At 62.3% G+C, this 17,850-nt stretch carries 13 protein-coding genes; 6 read left to right on the top strand and 7 right to left on the bottom strand.

Annotated elements, in window-relative coordinates; all coding sequences use genetic code 11:
• The first annotated feature begins 463 nt into the window (after positions 1 to 463).
• The 3 genes from ASD32_RS25640 (at position 464) to ASD32_RS25630 (ending at position 3,661) form a co-directional block, all read left to right on the top strand.
• Positions 464 to 994 carry a histidine phosphatase family protein gene (locus ASD32_RS25640; protein WP_060640854.1) on the top strand — a complete coding sequence of 177 codons (531 nt, stop codon included), beginning with the start codon at positions 464 to 466 and terminating at the stop codon, positions 992 to 994.
• A 115-nt stretch (positions 995 to 1,109) separates the two neighbouring features.
• On the top strand, positions 1,110 to 2,585 hold the full coding sequence (locus ASD32_RS25635; RefSeq protein ID WP_060640853.1) for a YcjX family protein: 1,476 nt from the start codon (positions 1,110 to 1,112) through the stop codon (positions 2,583 to 2,585).
• Positions 2,582 to 3,661, top strand: coding sequence for a TIGR01620 family protein (locus tag ASD32_RS25630; RefSeq protein ID WP_060640852.1), 1,080 nt, complete (start codon positions 2,582 to 2,584; stop codon positions 3,659 to 3,661). The genes ASD32_RS25635 and ASD32_RS25630 overlap by 4 nt, the downstream gene beginning before the upstream one ends.
• Before the next feature lie 26 nt (positions 3,662 to 3,687).
• Here the strand turns inward: ASD32_RS25630 and ASD32_RS25625 are convergent, their stop codons facing one another.
• Positions 3,688 to 4,479 carry a molybdopterin-binding protein gene (locus ASD32_RS25625; RefSeq protein ID WP_060640851.1) on the bottom strand — a complete coding sequence of 264 codons (792 nt, stop codon included), beginning with the start codon at positions 4,477 to 4,479 and terminating at the stop codon, positions 3,688 to 3,690.
• On the bottom strand, positions 4,476 to 5,339 hold the full coding sequence (locus ASD32_RS25620) for a cytochrome b/b6 domain-containing protein (RefSeq protein WP_060640850.1): 864 nt from the start codon (positions 5,337 to 5,339) through the stop codon (positions 4,476 to 4,478). Before ASD32_RS25620 ends, ASD32_RS25625 begins: the two co-directional genes overlap by 4 nt.
• Before the next feature lie 261 nt (positions 5,340 to 5,600).
• On the opposite strand from ASD32_RS25620, the gene ASD32_RS25615 reads away from it, so the two are divergent.
• The gene (locus tag ASD32_RS25615) at positions 5,601 to 6,149 is read left to right on the top strand and encodes a hypothetical protein (RefSeq protein ID WP_060640849.1); all 549 of its coding nucleotides are present in this window, start codon (positions 5,601 to 5,603) and stop codon (positions 6,147 to 6,149) included.
• A 51-nt stretch (positions 6,150 to 6,200) separates the two neighbouring features.
• Here the strand turns inward: ASD32_RS25615 and folK are convergent, their stop codons facing one another.
• The 3 genes from folK to folP are packed head-to-tail and all read right to left on the bottom strand — an operon-like array spanning position 6,201 to position 7,979.
• Positions 6,201 to 6,728, bottom strand: coding sequence for a 2-amino-4-hydroxy-6-hydroxymethyldihydropteridine diphosphokinase (gene folK, locus ASD32_RS25610; RefSeq protein ID WP_060640848.1), 528 nt, complete (start codon positions 6,726 to 6,728; stop codon positions 6,201 to 6,203).
• Between the two features lies 1 nt (position 6,729).
• Complete coding sequence (folB, locus tag ASD32_RS25605) at positions 6,730 to 7,098, bottom strand: dihydroneopterin aldolase (protein WP_060640847.1); 369 nt, start codon at positions 7,096 to 7,098, stop codon at positions 6,730 to 6,732.
• Positions 7,095 to 7,979: a dihydropteroate synthase gene (gene folP, locus ASD32_RS25600; RefSeq protein ID WP_156383354.1), complete on the bottom strand. Its 885-nt coding sequence runs from the start codon at positions 7,977 to 7,979 to the stop codon at positions 7,095 to 7,097. The genes folB and folP overlap by 4 nt, the downstream gene beginning before the upstream one ends.
• A 195-nt stretch (positions 7,980 to 8,174) precedes the next feature.
• Between folP and ASD32_RS25595 the strand changes: the two genes are divergently transcribed.
• Entirely contained in the window at positions 8,175 to 8,798 is a 624-nt protein-coding gene (locus ASD32_RS25595; RefSeq protein WP_060640845.1) for a DUF922 domain-containing protein, read from the top strand.
• 422 nt (positions 8,799 to 9,220) lie between these two features.
• Here ASD32_RS25595 and ASD32_RS25585 read toward each other — a convergent pair whose 3' ends face one another.
• Positions 9,221 to 9,541 carry a 2Fe-2S iron-sulfur cluster-binding protein gene (locus tag ASD32_RS25585; protein WP_060640843.1) on the bottom strand — a complete coding sequence of 107 codons (321 nt, stop codon included), beginning with the start codon at positions 9,539 to 9,541 and terminating at the stop codon, positions 9,221 to 9,223.
• A 250-nt stretch (positions 9,542 to 9,791) separates the two neighbouring features.
• Positions 9,792 to 10,157: an Hpt domain-containing protein gene (locus tag ASD32_RS25580; protein WP_060640842.1), complete on the bottom strand. Its 366-nt coding sequence runs from the start codon at positions 10,155 to 10,157 to the stop codon at positions 9,792 to 9,794.
• Between the two features lie 665 nt (positions 10,158 to 10,822).
• Between ASD32_RS25580 and ASD32_RS25575 the strand changes: the two genes are divergently transcribed.
• The gene (locus ASD32_RS25575; protein ID WP_060640841.1) at positions 10,823 to 17,755 is read left to right on the top strand and encodes a kinesin; all 6,933 of its coding nucleotides are present in this window, start codon (positions 10,823 to 10,825) and stop codon (positions 17,753 to 17,755) included.
• Positions 17,756 to 17,850 lie beyond the last annotated feature (95 nt).

Raw genomic sequence — 17,850 nt, 5'->3', positions numbered from 1 at the left:
TGCGGCGGTGTATAGACCCATGCACGCGCCGTTTCAAGTCTTTGAAAAACAGCCCACCGTTTTTTAAGCCTTGCTTACTTGGGAGGCTAACAGGCTAATATTTCATCAAAATTACAGATTTGAAATTTTTCTTGAAATTGTCTTGCTGCCATCCTTCGACATCCATCGTCAAACATGCGGGTCAACGACAGTAAATTTCGGCTAACGCTTTTTCTGGCGTTCTGCGCCGCACAGCAAATAGGCAAAACTTTTTTCATGCCCTTTCGAACTGGCCGCAAGGCCCGTCCATCCGATGCTTCAATGCCGTCAATCTTCAGATAATCCCTGCGGCATATCCGTTCGAAAAGAGCCTCTCCCGGCTTGATCTTTCCCTGCTCCCGGCGGACAAAGCAGTACCCTTATCGACGCCCTGCCTGGAACGGATAGCAAATCAGGCGGCAATACCATTTCCAGGATATCTCCCATGCCCGCTGCCTCCGCTCCGGTTTTTCGCCTTTATCTTCTCCGGCATGCCAAGGCCGCCTGGGCTCTGCCGGGCCAGAAGGATTTCGACCGGACGCTCGATGATACCGGCTATGCCGATGCCGAGATCGTCGCCGATATGGCGGCGGACAAGGGGTTGCGGCCCGATCTCGTCCTCTGCTCGACCGCCGTTCGCTGCCGCCAGACGGCCGATGCGTTGCGCCGGTCCATGACGGAAGAACTCGATATCCGCTATGTCGACGAACTCTATAGCGGCAGCGCCAATGTTTACCGCGATATCATCGGCAGCCAGGACCCGGCCCTCTCAGCCATCATGCTGGTCGGCCATAATCCGGTGATCGAAGACATACTGCGCGACGTCATCGGCGAGGACGCGGCAAACAAGGTTGCCGCAGCAGGATATCCTCCGGGCGCGCTCGCCGCGATCGACTTCAAGACACGCCCCGGCGACGGCATCCTGCCACTGGGTATTCTGGCCGCATGGCTCGATCCGGACGGCCGCAGCCGTTGATCCCGGCCAACAGCCGTGGCGTGAGTCACCTTTATTCGGCGGCGTGGCACACTATATGGCAAACGATACACATGGCCGTGAGGCCATGTTCCACGCATAGCTAGGGCCGCACCTCTTGCCACCATTCATGACACGCTTCACCGATGACGCGCGCCTTGCGCTGGACACGCTGACCGACCGCGCATCGGGTTTCGTCAACCCGACCTTGCGCCTGGGCGTCACCGGGCTTTCCCGCGCCGGTAAGACCGTGTTCATCTCGTCGCTGGTCCACAATCTCTTGAATGGCGGCCGCCTGCCGGTGTTTGAGGCCGTGCGCTCCGGGCGGGTCTCGAAAATCCGGCTGGAACCGCAGCCCGATGACGCCGTGCCGCGCTTCCAGTATGAGGATCATATTGCAGCGCTAGTGCGCGACCGGCTCTGGCCGGATTCGACACGCGCGATCTCGCAATTGCGCATCACGCTCGACTATGAAAGCGCCAGCGGCTGGAACCGGATGTTTTCGCCCGGCCGGCTGTCGATCGATATTGTCGATTATCCCGGCGAATGGCTGCTCGACCTGCCGCTTCTCACCCAGGATTTTCGCACCTTCAGCACGCGCACCGCAGATCGCGCCAAGACCGGTATTCGTGCGGAATTGTCGGCCGCCTGGCTGGCGCTGGCCGCATCGCTGGATGTGACAGCGCCCGCCTCAGAGGCGGATGCCCGCGCGTTGGCCGAAGTCTTCACCGGCTATCTGCGGGCCTGCAAATCCGACGAGCGGTCGCTGTCGACGCTGCCGCCCGGCCGCTTCCTGATGCCGGGCGACCTTGAGGGTTCACCGGCCCTGACCTTTTCGCCGTTGCCGGATCTGCCTGAAGGCCGGGCGCCAAAAGGCTCGCTCTGGGCAATGATGGAGCGGCGCTACGAAGCCTACAAGACCTATGTGGTCAAACCGTTTTTCCGCGAACACTTCGCCCGGCTCGACCGGCAGATCGTGCTGATCGACGCGCTGCAGGCCATCAACCGTGGGCCGGAATCACTGCTGGACCTGGAGAGCGCATTGGCCGACGTTTTGGCGAGCTTCCAGCCCGGCACCAATTCCTTCCTGTCCTCCTTTCTCACCAAGCGGATCGACAGGGTGTTGATCGCCGCCACCAAGGCCGACCATCTGCATCATGAGAGCCACGACCGGCTGGAGCGGATCACCGAGCGGCTGGTGCGGCGCGCCGTCGAACGCATCGGCATGAGTGGCGCCGGCCTCGAGGTCATGGCCATAGCCTCGGTCAGGGCCACCCGCGAGGCGACCGTCGAGCACGGGGGCCATACCTTGCCGGTGATCGTCGGAACGCCGATCGCAGGCGAAACCATCAATGGCGAGACCTTCGACGGCGAACGGAAAACAGCCATATTTACCGGTGACTTACCGAGGAATCCTGATGAGCTTTTTCAAGGCCTTGAGTCAAAGCCGGAAGAAAGCCTTGTGCCCGATCTGAGCTTCGTCCGCTTCCGGCCGCCGCCGATCGAGGAAACCGGCGGCGGCCTGAAATTGTCCGTCCCGCATATCCGGCTGGACCGGGCCATGCAATTCCTGTTCGGAGACCGGTTGGCATGAGCGACACGCCCAAGATTCCGCAGCGCAAACCCGCCGTGTTCACGATCGGCGATACCCCATCTGCGCCTGCCGAAAGGCCGGCGCCGGTCAAACGCCCACCGGCCAGTTTCGACGACAGGATCGTCATGACGGCGGATGCCGATGACCCCTTTGCTTCGACCACGACGGCTTTGCCCGACATGCCCGAGGCCGCGCCGCGCAAACGGCGCTTCTCCTTTGCCAAGCTTGCCGCCGGCGCGCTCAGCGTCCTGATATCCCTGGCTGCCGGCCTGTGGATCGATAGCCTCGTGCGCGATCTCTTCACGCGCGCGGACTGGCTCGGCTATCTCGCCATCGGCGCTGTCGCCATCGCCCTCATCGCCTTCCTGGTCATTATCACCCGTGAACTGTCGGGGCTGATGCGGTTGAATGCCGTGCAGGCTCTGAAGCAGGAGGCTGTCGATGCCAGCCTGTCGCAGACGGCAAAACCGGCGCGCAAGGTGATGGACCATCTCGTCCACCTCCTGGCCGCCAAGCCGCAGACGGCGCGCGGCCGCCTGCGGTTGAAGGAAACCGAGACGGAGATCATCGACGGCCCTCACCTGCTCGACCTCACCGAGCGCGAACTCCTGACGCCGCTCGACCGGGAAGCCAGAGGCCTGATCCTGAACGCCTCCAAACGCGTGTCGATCGTCACGGCCGTCAGCCCGCGCGCGCTGGTGGATCTCGGCTATGTCATCTACGAATCGGCGCGGCTGATCCGGGCGATGGCCGACCTCTACGGCGGCCGGCCGGGCACGTTGGGACTGTTGCGCCTGATGCGCGACGTCATTGCCCATCTGGCGGTCACCGGCTCGATTGCCGCCGGCGACAGCCTGATCCAGCAGGTGCTGGGCCATGGCCTGGCCTCGAAACTGTCGGCACGGCTGGGCGAAGGCGTCATCAACGGCCTGATGACGGCGCGGATCGGCATTGCAGCGATGGACCTGTGCCGGCCGATGCCGTTTCGGGCGCTGAAACGCCCCGGCATCGGCGATTTCATCGGCGACCTGACACCGGGATCCTCCAAGGCAAGGGCGCAGGACGAAAACGGCTAGCGCGGCTTATCCTTGAAGGCTCGCCCTTAAATCCCGCCATACCAATCGTAGCCCAGATCCTCCCAGAAGCCGCCCTTGCCACCGCCAAAGGGCGCCAGCGACGAGACGAGTTCGATGCCCTTGATATATTTCGCCATCTTGTAGCCGAGCTGCCGCTCGACACGGACCCTCAGCGGCGCCCCGTTGGCGACCGCCAGCGGTTTGTCATTGTTGCCATAGGCAAGAATCGTCTGGGGATGGCGTGCATCGATGAGATCGATCGATTCGTAATAGGGCACGGCGCCCTGCAGCCCGAGACTCATGGTGTCGTAACATTGAAACACCACGAAACGGGCCTCTGGTTTTACCTTGGCCTCATCGAGAATCTGGCGCAGCGGTACGCCGGTCCATTTGGCGATGCAGCTCCAGCCCTCGACACAGTCATGGCGGGTGATCTGCGTGCGCGCCGGCATGTTGCGCAACTCGTCAAGACTGAAGCTGACCGGCTTCTCCACCAGCCCGCCAACCGTCAGACGGTAATTGGCAAATGCCGCATCCTTCAGCGCAAGATAATCGGTATCGGTTGGATCCGTGGAGCCGTTCGGACGCTGGCCCTGGCGGATTTCGCTGGCGGCAAATTCCGGCACCAGCGTGTCGGCGCCGATCAGCGCGCGGTGCGCCCGGTAGGTGAGACCATTTGCCGAGGCGAGAAACTCGCGCACCCGGCTCTGTCCCGACAGCATGCTGTCAAAGGCATCGCAGCCGGAGAGCGGGATCGCAGACGCCGCAACGCCGGCCATCGTCAGGAACTTTCGCCGATTGATGATAAACCGGGTCATGCCGAATGCTCCTCGTTCTTCTGCTTGTCGGTTCGATACCAGCCGGTGACGATCGAGCGCATTTCGTTGAGCGGCCCCGCAGCAAGAACCATGACGATGTGAATGGCGAAGAATAGCACCAGCGCCGCCATGCAGAGAAAATGGATGGTGCGCGCCGTCTGCCGGCCGCCGAAAATATCAAGCAGCCACGGCCAGGCCGCGTTCATGCCCGGCGACATGGTGAGGCCAGTGGCGATGATCAACGGAAAGATGACCAGCAGCACACCCGCATAGGCGAGCTTCTGCAAACCGTTGTAACGGCCGTCATGGTGAAAGCGGAAACGCAGGTGATCGGCGATGCTGCGCGGCAACGCCTTGATATCGGCCATGGAGGGAAGGATATCACGCTTCAAATGCCCGCTGATCAGGCTGCTGACAAACCAGATCAGGAAGGCCGCGGAAAAGAACCAGGCAAAGAAGAAATGCACGACGCGTCCGGTCGCCAGATCCTGGTAGGACGGCAATGTCGCCCAGGCCGGAAAGCCGCGATAGGCGGGGTCGCCGGCCGGACCGCTCATCCCGAGCACGCCGGTCGTATCGAATGTATGGCCAAGCACCGTCGTATAGCCGCCAACCGTCCCGTCGGCCGCCTGCAGCGCGCGCATCGACAGCACGCTGTTGTCGAACTCGAAGCCGGATTGCTGGCCGATATAGAGTGTAGGATGGGCATTGAAGATCTGCAGCCCGCTCAACAGCAGAAAGAACAGCGCAATCGCCCAGGTCCAATGGGTGACGCGCGTCGCGATCCGGTGCCGGTAGATGACGGCGCCATCATCGTGCTTTGGTGGCGAGCGCGACTCGATATCATCAGTGATGGTCATCTCGTAACTCCCTTATATGCGCAACTACGTATCAAGCAGCATGACAGTTTCCAAAGCACATCCTGTCACCGCTTAACACGTCCTGGTGATGGACCCGTGAAAATGCTGGATTTCCAAGGGTTTCAACGCTTCGCAACCCCATGCATGAAACATTTCGTGAGCGTTGATGACCACGATCAGGCGAGCCAGCGAAACGCTCCATTAACCAATTAAGTGCAAATGTAGCCTCACATTCCTGACATCGACCATCAAGGATCGTTCATGTTCTCGCGCCCTTCTTTGATCGCTCGCGGCGTCGCCGCAGCCTCGCTTACCGCCCTGACCTGCGCAGCATCGCCTGCTTTTTCGAGCGACGACAAGGCGTTTTTCGAACAGGTGTCCGGCCAGTGGAAAGGTCCGGGCGAAATCGTTGCCGGCAAGTACAAGGGCACGAAATTCACCTGCGACCTGACCGGCGAACCGGCTGACGGTGCCGCCGCAGGCATCAAGCTCGACGGCACCTGCCGCGTCGGCGTCTTCAAGCAGCCCATGTCGGCTTTGATCACCCAAAAGGGCAAGACCTATACAGGCAAGTTCCTGGATGGCGCCAACGGCAAGGGTCTCGACATCGTCTCGGGCAATGTCGCCAAGGACAAGGTCGTGGTCGGCATCAATCGCAAGAAACTGAACGGCGCCATGATCGCCCGCCTGCAGGATCCGTCCACGCTGAACATCACCATTTCGGTCAAGGTCGAAGATGCGATGGTGCCGGTGATCGGCGTCAGCTTGAGCCGCCAGGTCGACACCATGGCCGTCGGTTCGATCGAGTAAAACGCGGAGACATCGCTACTCGAAGAGCCGGCTTGTCCGGCTCTTTTGCGTTCAGGGTGAAGATGTCTGCGAAATCTGCCGCCACCAGTCGCTGCGCGCATCGGCTGTTTCGATGCCAGCCACATCGGCATCTTCAAGCCAGTTTGCAACGGTGCGGCCGGAAATAACCAGATGCGGTGCAAAATCCGCCAGCGGCTTCAAGACGAACCCACGCTCGGTCATCCGCGGATGCGGTATTTCCAGCGTCTGCGAATGCTGCGTGCGGTCGTCATAGGTCAAAACGTCGATATCGATCGTGCGCGGCCCCCAGCGTTCCAGCCGTTCCCGCTTCATTTGCCGTTCGATCGACAGGCATGCCTCCAGCAGATCATCCGGAGCCAGCGTCGTGCGCACCGCAGCGCAGGCATTGAAAAACCAGGCCTGGTCGATTTTCCCCCAGGGCGGCGTACGGTAGAGTTTCGAGACATGCTCCACCGCGCAATCCGGCCGGGTGTCGAGAAGAACGAGCGCGCGCGCCATCGAGGCGGTGGGATCGCCGATATTGCCGCCAAGGCCAAGCGTCGCCAGATGTCCGTCCATGTCAGGCAAAATGCTCGACTGTCACTTCCACATAATCGAGCACGCCGGGAACGGGCGCGTTCGGCTTGCGAATCGATATTTTCGCCCGGCGGATCTGCGGAAAAACCGAACAGAGCGTCGTCGCCACTTCCAGCGCCAGCGCCTCGATCAGGTAGCGACGGCGGCCGGTGATGATCTTCTCGATCTCGGTGAAGGCGATACCGTAATGGACGGTATCATTGATCGAATCCTCAAGCAGCGCCGTGCCCTGCTCGACATCCAGTTCCGCATCGACGAAGAACCGCTGTCCCAAAAACTCCTCCTCGTCATGAACGCCGTGGCGCGCGAAAAAGGCGCAGTTCTTCAGGGTGATCGTGTAGATCGCTGTCATGGTCGATTTTCCTTCCCAGGCCGTTCCGGCATATTTCTTTTTGCGGCGAGCATAGCATCCGCCACCAGAAGCGCATCCCTGTTGATTGCGACATCATGTACCCGGAAAACCGCAGCACCCGCTATTCTGAGCAGCGCCGTCGTTGCAGCCGTGGCCGCATCCCGCTCCTGCGCCTCGCGGCCGGTCATGGCCCCCAGAAAGCGTTTTCGCGACGTGCCGGCCAGAAGCGGCAGCCCGAAACCCACAAGTTCCTCAAACCGCGCCATCAGCGCGATGTTTTCACCGGTGTCCTTGGCAAAGCCGAAGCCGGGATCGAGCACGATCCGCCGGCGCTCGACACCGGCAGCAGCGGCGATTTCCAGCGACCGTTCCAGGAACAGATATTGGTCGCGCACCACATCCGTCAGTTTTTCGCGGTCCCGGCCGGTATGCATGATGCACAGCCCTGCCCCGGTCGCAGCCGCGACAGCGGCCAGATCGGGCTCGCGTTGCAAGCCGTGCACGTCGTTGATGATGTGGGCACCGGCGGCAATGGCGAGGCGTGCGGTCGCTGCCCGGTATGTATCCACAGAAATGATCGCATCGGTCCGGCTGGCAAGTGCCGATATCACCGGCAGTACCCGGTCCTGTTCCTGCGCTGCCGTCACGGCGGCAGCTCCCGGGCGGGTCGATTCACCGCCGATATCAAGGATATCAGCGCCGTTTTCCAGGCAGCGCAAGGCCTGCGCTACTGCGGCTTGCGTATCGGTATAGCTGCCGCCATCTGAGAACGAATCCGGCGTGACGTTGATGATCGCCATCAACCGCCCGGCCGGGCCAAGCGTCAACGTCCGGCCATGCGCCAGGGCCCATTCGAAGGGGAGAAAAGGATCGATCATGATGGTTTCATTCCCTTTCTAGCACGGGACGGCCGGCTGGCTCCTCACCTTGCAAGCATACGCAAACCGGGTCGCAGCAAATATCCGAATTTCATTGGCTTTTCCGGATTGCCGGGGGCTGTTGCCTATTTGCTGTTGCGCTTGCGCTGGCTATGCCCCAAGCTCATGGGAAGTTCAACTGCCGAGACCTGTAAACATATGCCGACTGGCCGCATTTCCTTCGCCGCGCTTCTGATCGCCAGTATCGTGGCAAGCCCCTCCGCGATAGCCCATGCCGAAACTGTCGTGAACAAGAGCATCACCTATTTTTCGATCGGCGGGCGTACGGCAGAAGAGCTGGACAAGGCGCTGTCGGAAAACGGCCCGATGATGAAAAGCAGCGGCTCGCGCCATCCCGGCGCCACCAAGATCAAGTTCGGCGGCACGGTCACCTATGTGAGGCACGGCAGCCGCTGCGCCGTCGGCAGCGCCAAGGTCACGCTCAGCACCCGGCTGATCCTGCCGCGCTGGACAAACCGGCGCAAGGCAAGCCGCGACCTCGGCCTCGTCTGGGATACGCTGTCGAGCGATATCAAGCGTCACGAGGAACGCCATGCCGAAATTGCCCGCAACCATGCGCGCAAGCTGGAGAAGGACTTCCTGTCGCTGAGACCCGAGGCCGATTGCGAGCGGATGCAGGCCCGCGTTGCCCGGCTCAGCGAAACCGCCATCCAGGCCCATGACCGCGATCAGGCCCGCTTCGACAGGACGGAAGCCGCCAATTTCGACCGGCGGATGATCCGGCTCTTGCAGTACCGGCTGGACACGCTCACCAAGCGCTAGAGCCTCGCACAATCAAACGTCCGGTGGAGAACCACGTGGCTTGCGCAAAGCATGCGCGTCAACAGTATATCATTGGTGATTTCTAGCGATACAACAACGCTGCAGGATGATGTACAGTGCAAGCATAGAGTGAAGAACAGGAAACGATCCAGCTTCATTTCAGTCCGGACTACTGAATGCGCGCCCATAGAGGCTGCGCCGAACCGGAACTATTGCTTCGTGCCTGACGGTCTCTCCGGATTGATGTTTAACCGGCCGGAGCGATCCTGCAGACTATGTTTTCGCAGATCGTGTTCTCCTGGCGTATCCTGATGCAGCAGATGTTCCCTCCCTCATCTGCATGCGATGCGCCCTCCTGGCCCTGCTCGCCGATCGCGGCAAGCGGGGCTTTTTTTGCACATCGCATCAGGCTTGCGGAAAACTCAGGCCTGGCGCTCGGGAACATGAACGACGAGCCCATCCAGGGCGTCGCTCATCTTGATCTGACAGGACAGCCGCGAGGTCGGCTTCACGTCGTAGGCAAAATCGAGCATGTCCTCTTCCATCGCCTCAGGCGCGCCCACCCTCGCCGACCATTCCTCGTCCACATAGACATGACAGGTGGCACAGGCACAGGCACCGCCGCATTCGGCCTCGATGCCGGGCACCGAGTTGCGGACAGCGTTTTCCATGACGGTGGAGCCTGCTTGAACGTCCAGTTCGTGGCGCGTGCCGTCAAAGGCAATGATACTCAGTTTTGGCATTGTTTCTTCCGGATGCTTGGCGTTGTTTCGGCGTGCCGCAAGAACAAACACGCCGCCCCGAAACAGAGGCGGCGGCGGAACGCGGCGAATTCACCCGATTTCTTCCAACAAATCCCGCCACCAGTCAACTCAGCCGGTCAACTCGGCCATCTCGCGCCTATGGGATTTGGCACGGTCCGGCATCTCAACAACCCCATGCTGCCGAGATTTTCCCGTGACGGTTGCCGGCTTCCTCACCGGCAACGTTCAGTTACCGGCAGAGTTTCAGGATAAACAATTCGGCTTCAAGCACGGCTGCACCCAGCGCCGCAAGGTTTCCGGCGTCCTGCGGCGCCGCTTCGACTGCTGCCGCCGTCTCTGCCACGTTAAAAGCGCCGATGGCGAGAGCCGCGCCCCGCAGGCGATGGGCGGTAGCGAGGCGGGCATCCGAGCTGTCGGACGAAAGTTCCTTCATCAGCTGCCGGGTCTGGCGGGCAAACATCTGCAGAACTTCGATTTCGAGAAGCTTGTCCCCCATCGTCTGCGTCGCCAGATGCACGAGATCGATGGGCCGCGCCGAAGGGCAAGCGCCCCCGAAATTGTCGGGTGCTTCGAATGCGATCTTGAGAGCCGCCATGTGCCAATGTCCTTGTTGTGTTTTTTTCTGACGCACCGGCTCGCAACCGGACGTCCCGTTTTAAAAATCCGGTCTTCACCGTCATGACGCTCCGGATTGCCCGGATGTCTCTGGAAGTGCCTGACCCGTCTACCTATTATAAGGCTTCAAGATGGCGGAGACCTTTTGGCCGCCTGCCCTGCAAAGCCGCTATTTGCATCAACTCTGGCGCTGATTAAGCCGGAGTGGCGCTGCTATCTGATTAAAACGCGGCACAATGAGGGCAGCTTTCGCTTGGCATGGTTAACGGTCATTAAACCGCCTGATTACAAGGGTTTTTGGCCTAAACGCCTCCAATTTTCATTAAGAACTTGTTAGGATTTTAACGAATGCCCAAGGGGCTTAATTGTAAGAAACCGGTGAATGTGTCACTACGGTACGTTGAGGGATTTGTTCATATCTTCTGATAGGAACGGTCCTGGCAGAAAACTGTATTGAATGAAGCACCTACGGGTCTCAATGCGTTATCCGCCGGTGCGTGGTTGAAATGGGTGCATGTCAGGGTTCTGCGTAGATGGTATGCGCGTATCCTCATGTCACCGTCCGAGTTTCGGAGGTGTTCCCAATGCAGGCGGTGTTGCGGCGGATCCTTCCGAAAGGACAGTTTAGTAACGAGGCGTATCCGCATGGCGACAAATAAAAGCAATGAGTCGATCGACGACAAGGCATTTCAGGCGTTGGAAGACGCTCTGAAAATCGATTTTGACGAGCTTAAGTCTGCCCTCAACGACAAGGCCTCCCCGGATCATCCGGAGGACAATGTGTCCGGCGCGCCCAAACACGCTTCAGCGCCCAGTGCGGCGAAGAGCCAGAAGGCGCAGCAGGAGCAGGCCGCCAAGGCCGCCCGCGCCGCCGAAACCCAGAGAGCCCTGTCTCCGGAGCCCGCCCCCAAGGCCCCCTCCTTCGCGCCCGCAAACGACGACGGCCGCAAGACGCCTGCCGCGATCCTGCGATCGCTGGACGTCCGCTCCAGCCGCTCGGCCATGCGCATTGCCGCTGCCGTCTCAGCCCTTTGGATTGTCGGTGGCCTGGGTGTCGCCAATCTGCTCTACGGCCCGGAAATCTGGCAGATCCGTTCGCTGGCCGATCTTTCGGCTATGCCGGGCGCCATCGGCGTGGCGATCTTCATCGTCCTGCCGGTCATGCTGTTCTTTTCCTTTGCCATCATGATTTCGCGCGCGCAGGAATTGCGCAGTGCCGCCCGCTCCATGGCCGAAGTCGCGCTGCGCCTTGCAGAGCCCGAAACGGCGGCCTCCGAACGCATCATGACGGTCGGCCAGGCCGTTCGCCGCGAAGTATCGGCGATGAACGAAGGCATCGAGCGCACGATCGCGCGCGCCACCGAGCTTGAGACGCTGGTTCATTCCGAAGTCAACGCGCTCGAGCGCAGCTACAGCGACAATGAACTGCGTGTCCGCACCCTCGTGCAGGAACTGGGTCTTGAGCGCGAATCGATCGTCGGCCATGCCGAACGCATCCGCTCGTCGATCTCGGGTGCCCATACCCAGCTGAAGGACGAGCTGGCGATTGCCGGCGACGACATTTCAAACCGCATCGCCACCTCCGGCGAAGCTTTTGCCTCGATGATCGAAACCCGTGCCGCCGCCCTGATGGAGCGTTCCGATAACGCCACACAGACGATCGGCGCCATGCTGTCGACCCGCACCGACGCCCTGCTTTCGGGCCTGACCACCGCCGGCGTCTCCCTCAGCAACGAATTCGACACACGGCTGGACAATCTCAGCCAAACGCTGGCAAAGCGCGGACAGCAGCTTCTCGGCCAGTTCGAGACCCGCGCCTCCTCGCTCGATGCCAATACGGAAAAGCTGAATGCCGCGCTCAATGAGCGCGCCCGCCAGCTCAACGAGACGCTGATTGCCCGTACGCGCGATCTCAACGAGAGCCTCAATATCGGCCAGCAGGCCATTACCGGCGGTCTCGACGATATCTTGAATACGCTGAATGCGACGCTGGACGAAAAGGGCGCGAATTTCCGCCAGAGCCTGAAGTCCAGTGCCGATGACATGATCATGGACATCGACCTGCGCACCGGTTTCTTTGATGAGAAACTGCAGACGACCGTCGGTCACCTGGCCACCGCCTTCGACAGCCGCTTCCACGAATTTGCCACCGCCTTCGACAAGCGCGCCAGCCTGCTCGATTCCAAGCTGATGGAAAGCCTTGCCCGGATCAACCAGTCGGTGACCGGCGGTGCCGATTCCATCGGCGGCATTCTGGACGGCGGCATCGACCGCTTCGAAACCGCCCTGCAGGATCAGTCGCTGACATTGGCGACGACGCTCGGCACCACGCAGGATTTCATCGAGCAGACCATCAGCGGCAAGACAGCCGAACTCAGCGACGCCATCGGCAACGCCCATGTCCGCATCGACGGTGTTCTGTCGGAACGGTCCGGCAGCCTGATGGGCGCATTGACGGCGGCCCAGGACCGGCTCGAAAACGGCTTTGCGCAGCGCGCAATCTCGCTTGAAACGGCACTTACCGAGAGCCAGCAGCGGCTTGCCGACACGCTGGATGCCCGCACCAGCGCGATCAATGCCAGCAACCAGCAGCTCGCTCAAAACCTGGACACGCACACAACCGGCTTTATTGACGGCCTGCAGGCCATCCACGGCCGCATCGAGGAAACGCTGACCAACCGCGCCGACGAGATCACCACGTCGATTGCCGCCAGCCAGCTGCGCCTCGACAATACATTGTCGGAACGAACCGTCGAACTCTCCAGCCTGCTCGCCGCAAGCTCGGAATCCATCGACAGCGCCTTTGAAGGCACGGCGGAACGGATCGATACGATCCTGGCACAGCGCACCGGCGCCCTATCCAACGTCCTGTCCTCTTCGACAGCAGCCATCGACGGCGCTTTTGATGGCACCGCCGAGCGGATCGACTCAATCCTGGCGCAGCGCACTGGCGCCCTTGCGGAGGTGCTGTCCACCTCGACTGCAACGATCGACGGCGCATTCGATGGCACGGCCGAGCGGATCGACGCCATCTTGTCACAGCGCACCGGCGCGCTTGCCGAGGTGCTGTCCACCTCGACCGCAGCCATTGACGGCGCATTCGACGGTACGGCCGAGCGGATCGACACGATCCTGGCACAACGCACCGGCGCTCTTGCCAATGTCCTGTCCACATCGACGGCCGCGATCGACGGTGCATTCGACGGCACGGCCGAGCGGATCGACACGATCCTCTCGCAGCGCACCGGCGCCCTTGCCAATGTCCTGTCCACATCGACCGCCGCCATCGACGGCGCGTTTGACGGTACGGCCGAGCGGATCGACACCATCCTGTCGGAACGCACCGGCGCGCTCGCCAATGTCCTCTCCTCATCGACCGCAGCCATTGATGGCGCGTTCGATGGCACAGCGGAACGTCTCGACACCATCCTGTCGCACCGCACGGGTGCATTGGCCAACGTCTTGACCTCCTCGACGGGTGCGATCGAACAGGCCATCGGCGGCACTGCCGATCGCCTGGAGAGCGTCATGAGCGAACGCAGCCGCGCGCTCGGCGACACGCTCTTGACCCAGACCACCACGCTCGACATGCTTTTGTCGGAACGTTCCGCCGAAATCTCCGGCACCATGGCTGCCCGCGCCACCGAAATGACGGAAACGCTCAGCACCCAGACCGAGGAAATTGCCGACAGCCTGTCCTACCGCGCCAGCGCCATTGCCGAAACAATGGCCGACCGCGTCAGCGACATCGAAAAGGAACTCTCCGGCCGCGTTGCTGCGATTGCCGACGATCTCTCGGGCCGCGTCAGCGATATTGCCGGCACGATGACCAGCACCTCGGCGGAAATTGCCAGCGCCCTGTCCGGTCATGCCTCCGAGCTGGCTCTCGCCATGACCGGCCGCGCAGCCGATATCGAGCAGACTCTTGCCGGCCGCGCCGATCAGCTATCGACCTCGCTGTCCTCCACCCACGATCAGATCCGCGCAACGCTCGCCGACCGGATCAACGCGATCCACGTCGCCGTGGCGCAAGGCACCGGCCAGCTGTCCGATGTTCTGGCCGAACAGTCCATGTCGATCGCCACGACGCTTGCCACCTCCGCCAGCATGCTGGAAATGTCGCTGGACGAACGCCAGGCCGAACTGGGAAGCACGATCGACAGAAGTGCGCTTGCACTTGAGCAGCGCATGCTCGCCAGCACCAGCCACGTGGCCACCCAGCTTGGCGAAACGGCCGACCAGATCAGCCGCGCTGCCGACACGCTGACGCACCGTATGGATACGTCGCTCACCGCGATCAACAGCAGCGTCGATGAGACCGGCGCCCGCATCGAAACCAGCCTTGGCGCCCTTGAGGGCCGCATCCGCGAAAGTGTCGGTGGTGTCAGCGAATTCGTTGATAATGCCGGTCAGCGGATCGCCGATACGCTCTCTGCCAAGGTCTCCGAACTGGATGAAGTCAGCGACCGCGCCGCTGCGCGCATTGCCGGCAGCCTGTCCGGCCACACCGGCGAGATCGACCGCATCGGCAGCGTCGCCGCCGCGCGGATTGCCGATGCGCTCTCCAGCCATACGGCCGAATTCGACCAGATCAGCACGGCAGCTGCCGCCATGATCACCGACAGCCTGGCTGGACGGACCGAAGAGATCGACCGCGTCGGCAATGCCGCCGCAGCGCGCATCGCCTCGACCCTGTCCGACCACACGGCCGAACTTGACCGCGTCGGCACGCTCGCCGCCGACCGGATCGCGGTCAGCCTTTCCGGCCGCGCCGACGAGATCGGCCGCATCAGCGGCGAAGCCGCGACCCGTATCACCGAGACGCTCACCACCCATACCGCCGAACTCGACCGCGTCACGGCCGCTGCCGCGACCCGCATCGAAGCCAGCATCGAAGGTGGCACAGGCCGTATCGAAGAGCGCCTCGGCACCATGGACCGCGCGCTGTCAATCGGCCTCGACAATGTCAGCCGCACGATCGAGGGCAAGGCCGCCGGCCTCGTCACCAACCTGCGCGGCGCCGTCGGCGAAGCGGCCCAGGGCATCGACGCCGAAGCCCAGCGCTCGGCCGAACTGCTCGCCAAGGCCGGCGACGATTTTGCCCAGGCGATGGCGGCACGCCAGGCCGATTTCCAGTCGGCGGTGGAGCAGACGGCAGCGACCGCCGCGATGCGCAGCGCCGAGCTTGCCCGTTCCGTTGGCGAAGCATCCGATGGCGCTGCCGCCCGCATCGCCCAGACCCAGTCGCGCGTTGCCGAACAGGCGTCCTCGCTCAACCAGAGCCTTAGCGATGTCGAGAAGGCGCTGGAGACCCGTGGCAACTCGATCCGCACCACGCTTGACGACAGCACCCGCGAGCTCAACTCGATGCTCGCTGGCCGGTCCGCCGAGCTGACACGCATCATCGACGAGCAGGCCCGTCCGATCATCGACCAGTATGCCGCCACCGGCAAGGAAGCGGCCGACCGGATCAGCGAAGTGGCCCAGCAGAGTGCGCAGCGTCTGCGCGCTGAAAATGCCAGCCTGCTCGACAGCCTGACCGAGCGCACCGGCGAGACGCTGAATGCGATCTCCAGCCGTGCCGAAGAGACGGCCAAGGCCATGAAGATGGTCGAAAACCGTCTGCAATCGACGGCCATGGGCCTGATCGACCAGCTGGCTGCCAGCAACAGCTCGATCGCCGGGGTCATCGAACAGGCCAGCACCAATCTCGGTGCCATGGACGAGCAGCTGGAATCCACCACCGCGCGCTTCTCCGAATCCGCCACCCGCGCCTCCGACATGCTGTCCACCTCGACCCGGCTTCTCGAAGGCAAGGTCGATAAGCTGGCCGATATTTCCGGCTCCACCCTGTCGCAGATCGGCGGCATTGTCGGCCGCTTCGAAGACCATTCCAAGGTTCTCAGCCAAGCGTCCGATCTGCTTGCCGCCGCCCAGTCCAATCTGGTCAGCACGCTCGAGGAGCGCCAGGATGCGCTGCGCACCCTTTCCATCGGTCTCGTCAGCCGGTCCGAAGAGATCGAAAAGACCATGCATGCGCTTGAAGGCTTCGTCGATGGCGCCTTCCAGCGCGCGGAAGACCGCTCGGCCCAGGTCGCCGGAAACCTGCGCTCCGGCATCCAGTCGTCCTTCAGCGATGTCGGCCGCATTCTGAGCGAAGCCGAACAGCGCGCCGCTTCGGCCGCCGAAGCCATGCGCAACGCGGTGGTCAAGGCTGGCGACGAAGCGAGCCTGTCGGTCGAATCGGTCTTCGTGCGGGCAGAGGAACGCTCCAACGAGATCGCCAGCAACCTGCGCGCCGGTGTCCAGTCGTCCTTCGCCAATGTCAGCAAGACGCTTTCGGAAGCCGAAGCCCGCGCCGCCTCCGCCAGCGAAGCCATGCGCGCCGCCGTCACCAAGGCCGGCGAAGATGCAAGCCTCTCGGTCGAAGGCGCCTTCGTGCGTGCCGAGGAACGGTCAAAGGAAGTTGCCTCCCGCCTGCGCGGCAGCGTTGGTGCATCGCTCTCGGACATCGATCGCCTGATGACCGAAACCAGCAAGAAATCCGATGGCACAGCCGAGCATATGGGCACGGCCATCCGCCAGGCCGTCGAAGAGGCGGTCAGCCGCTTCAGCGGGGCCACCGACGAAATCCGCCGCTCGGCGCACGAGATCCGCAAGGAACTCGACATGACCCGCGAGGAACTGAAGCGCGGCGCCTTCGACCTGCCGGAAGAAGCCAAGGAAAATGCCTCGGTCATGCGCCGTGCGGTCGCCGAACAGATCAAGGCGCTGCAGGAACTGTCCGACATCATCGGCAAATCCTCCGGCCAGCTCGAGATCGCCCAGCCGTCCGTCCGCCAGCCGACAACGGCCCAGCAGGCCATCCAGCAGGCCGTAGCGCCCGCCCCGGTCCGCGCCGTAACCCAGCAGCCCGCGCCTGAGCCACGCCGCCCTGAGCCCGCCCTTCGCGGCAGCCTCGGTATCGAGCAGCCGCGTCCCGCAACGCCGCAGCCCGTTGCCCAGCAGCCGGCCGTTCAGCAGCCTGCCCTTCAACAGCCCGTTGCCCGTCAGGCGGAGCCACAGGCAGCAGGCAGCCAGCGGACGGAAGAAGGAAGCGGCTGGATGCGCGACCTCCTGCGCGGTGCTTCGCGTGACGAGGACCCCGCAACCACAGCAGCACCGGTCCAGCGCACTGCGGAACCGCAGCCGGCAGCGCCTGCGGCCCGCTCCGGCGACACACGCAACCCGCGCCATGTGATGGAATCGCTGAACTCGCTGTCGGTCGATATCGCCCGCGCCATCGATCACGATGCCTCCGTCGATCTCTGGCGCCGCTACCAGCGCGGCGAACGCGACGTGTTCACGCGCCGCCTCTATACGCTCAAGGGCCAGCAGACCTTCGACGAGATCAAGCGCAAGTATGACCGCGAACCGGAATTCCGCACCGCCGTCGATCGCTATATCGCCGACTTCGAAAAACTGCTCGGCGACGTCGCCCGCAACGACCGCGACAAGGTGATGACGCAGACCTACCTGACGTCGGACACGGGCAAGGTCTACACCATGCTCGCTCATGCCGCCGGACGGTTCAGCTGAAAGCGTTGAGCGCAGTCTGAGACATCAAGGCCCCGGAGGAAACTCCGGGGCCGTTTTATTATCGACAAGGCCTCTCAGGATGTCCTCTTTGACCG

The sequence above is a fragment of the Rhizobium sp. Root483D2 genome (genome assembly GCF_001426685.1).
In the GTDB taxonomy this organism is placed as follows: Bacteria; Pseudomonadota; Alphaproteobacteria; order Rhizobiales; family Rhizobiaceae; genus Pararhizobium; species Pararhizobium qamdonense.
Note: the sequence above shows the minus strand (reverse complement) of the source record. Positions and strands in the feature narration are given on the sequence as shown.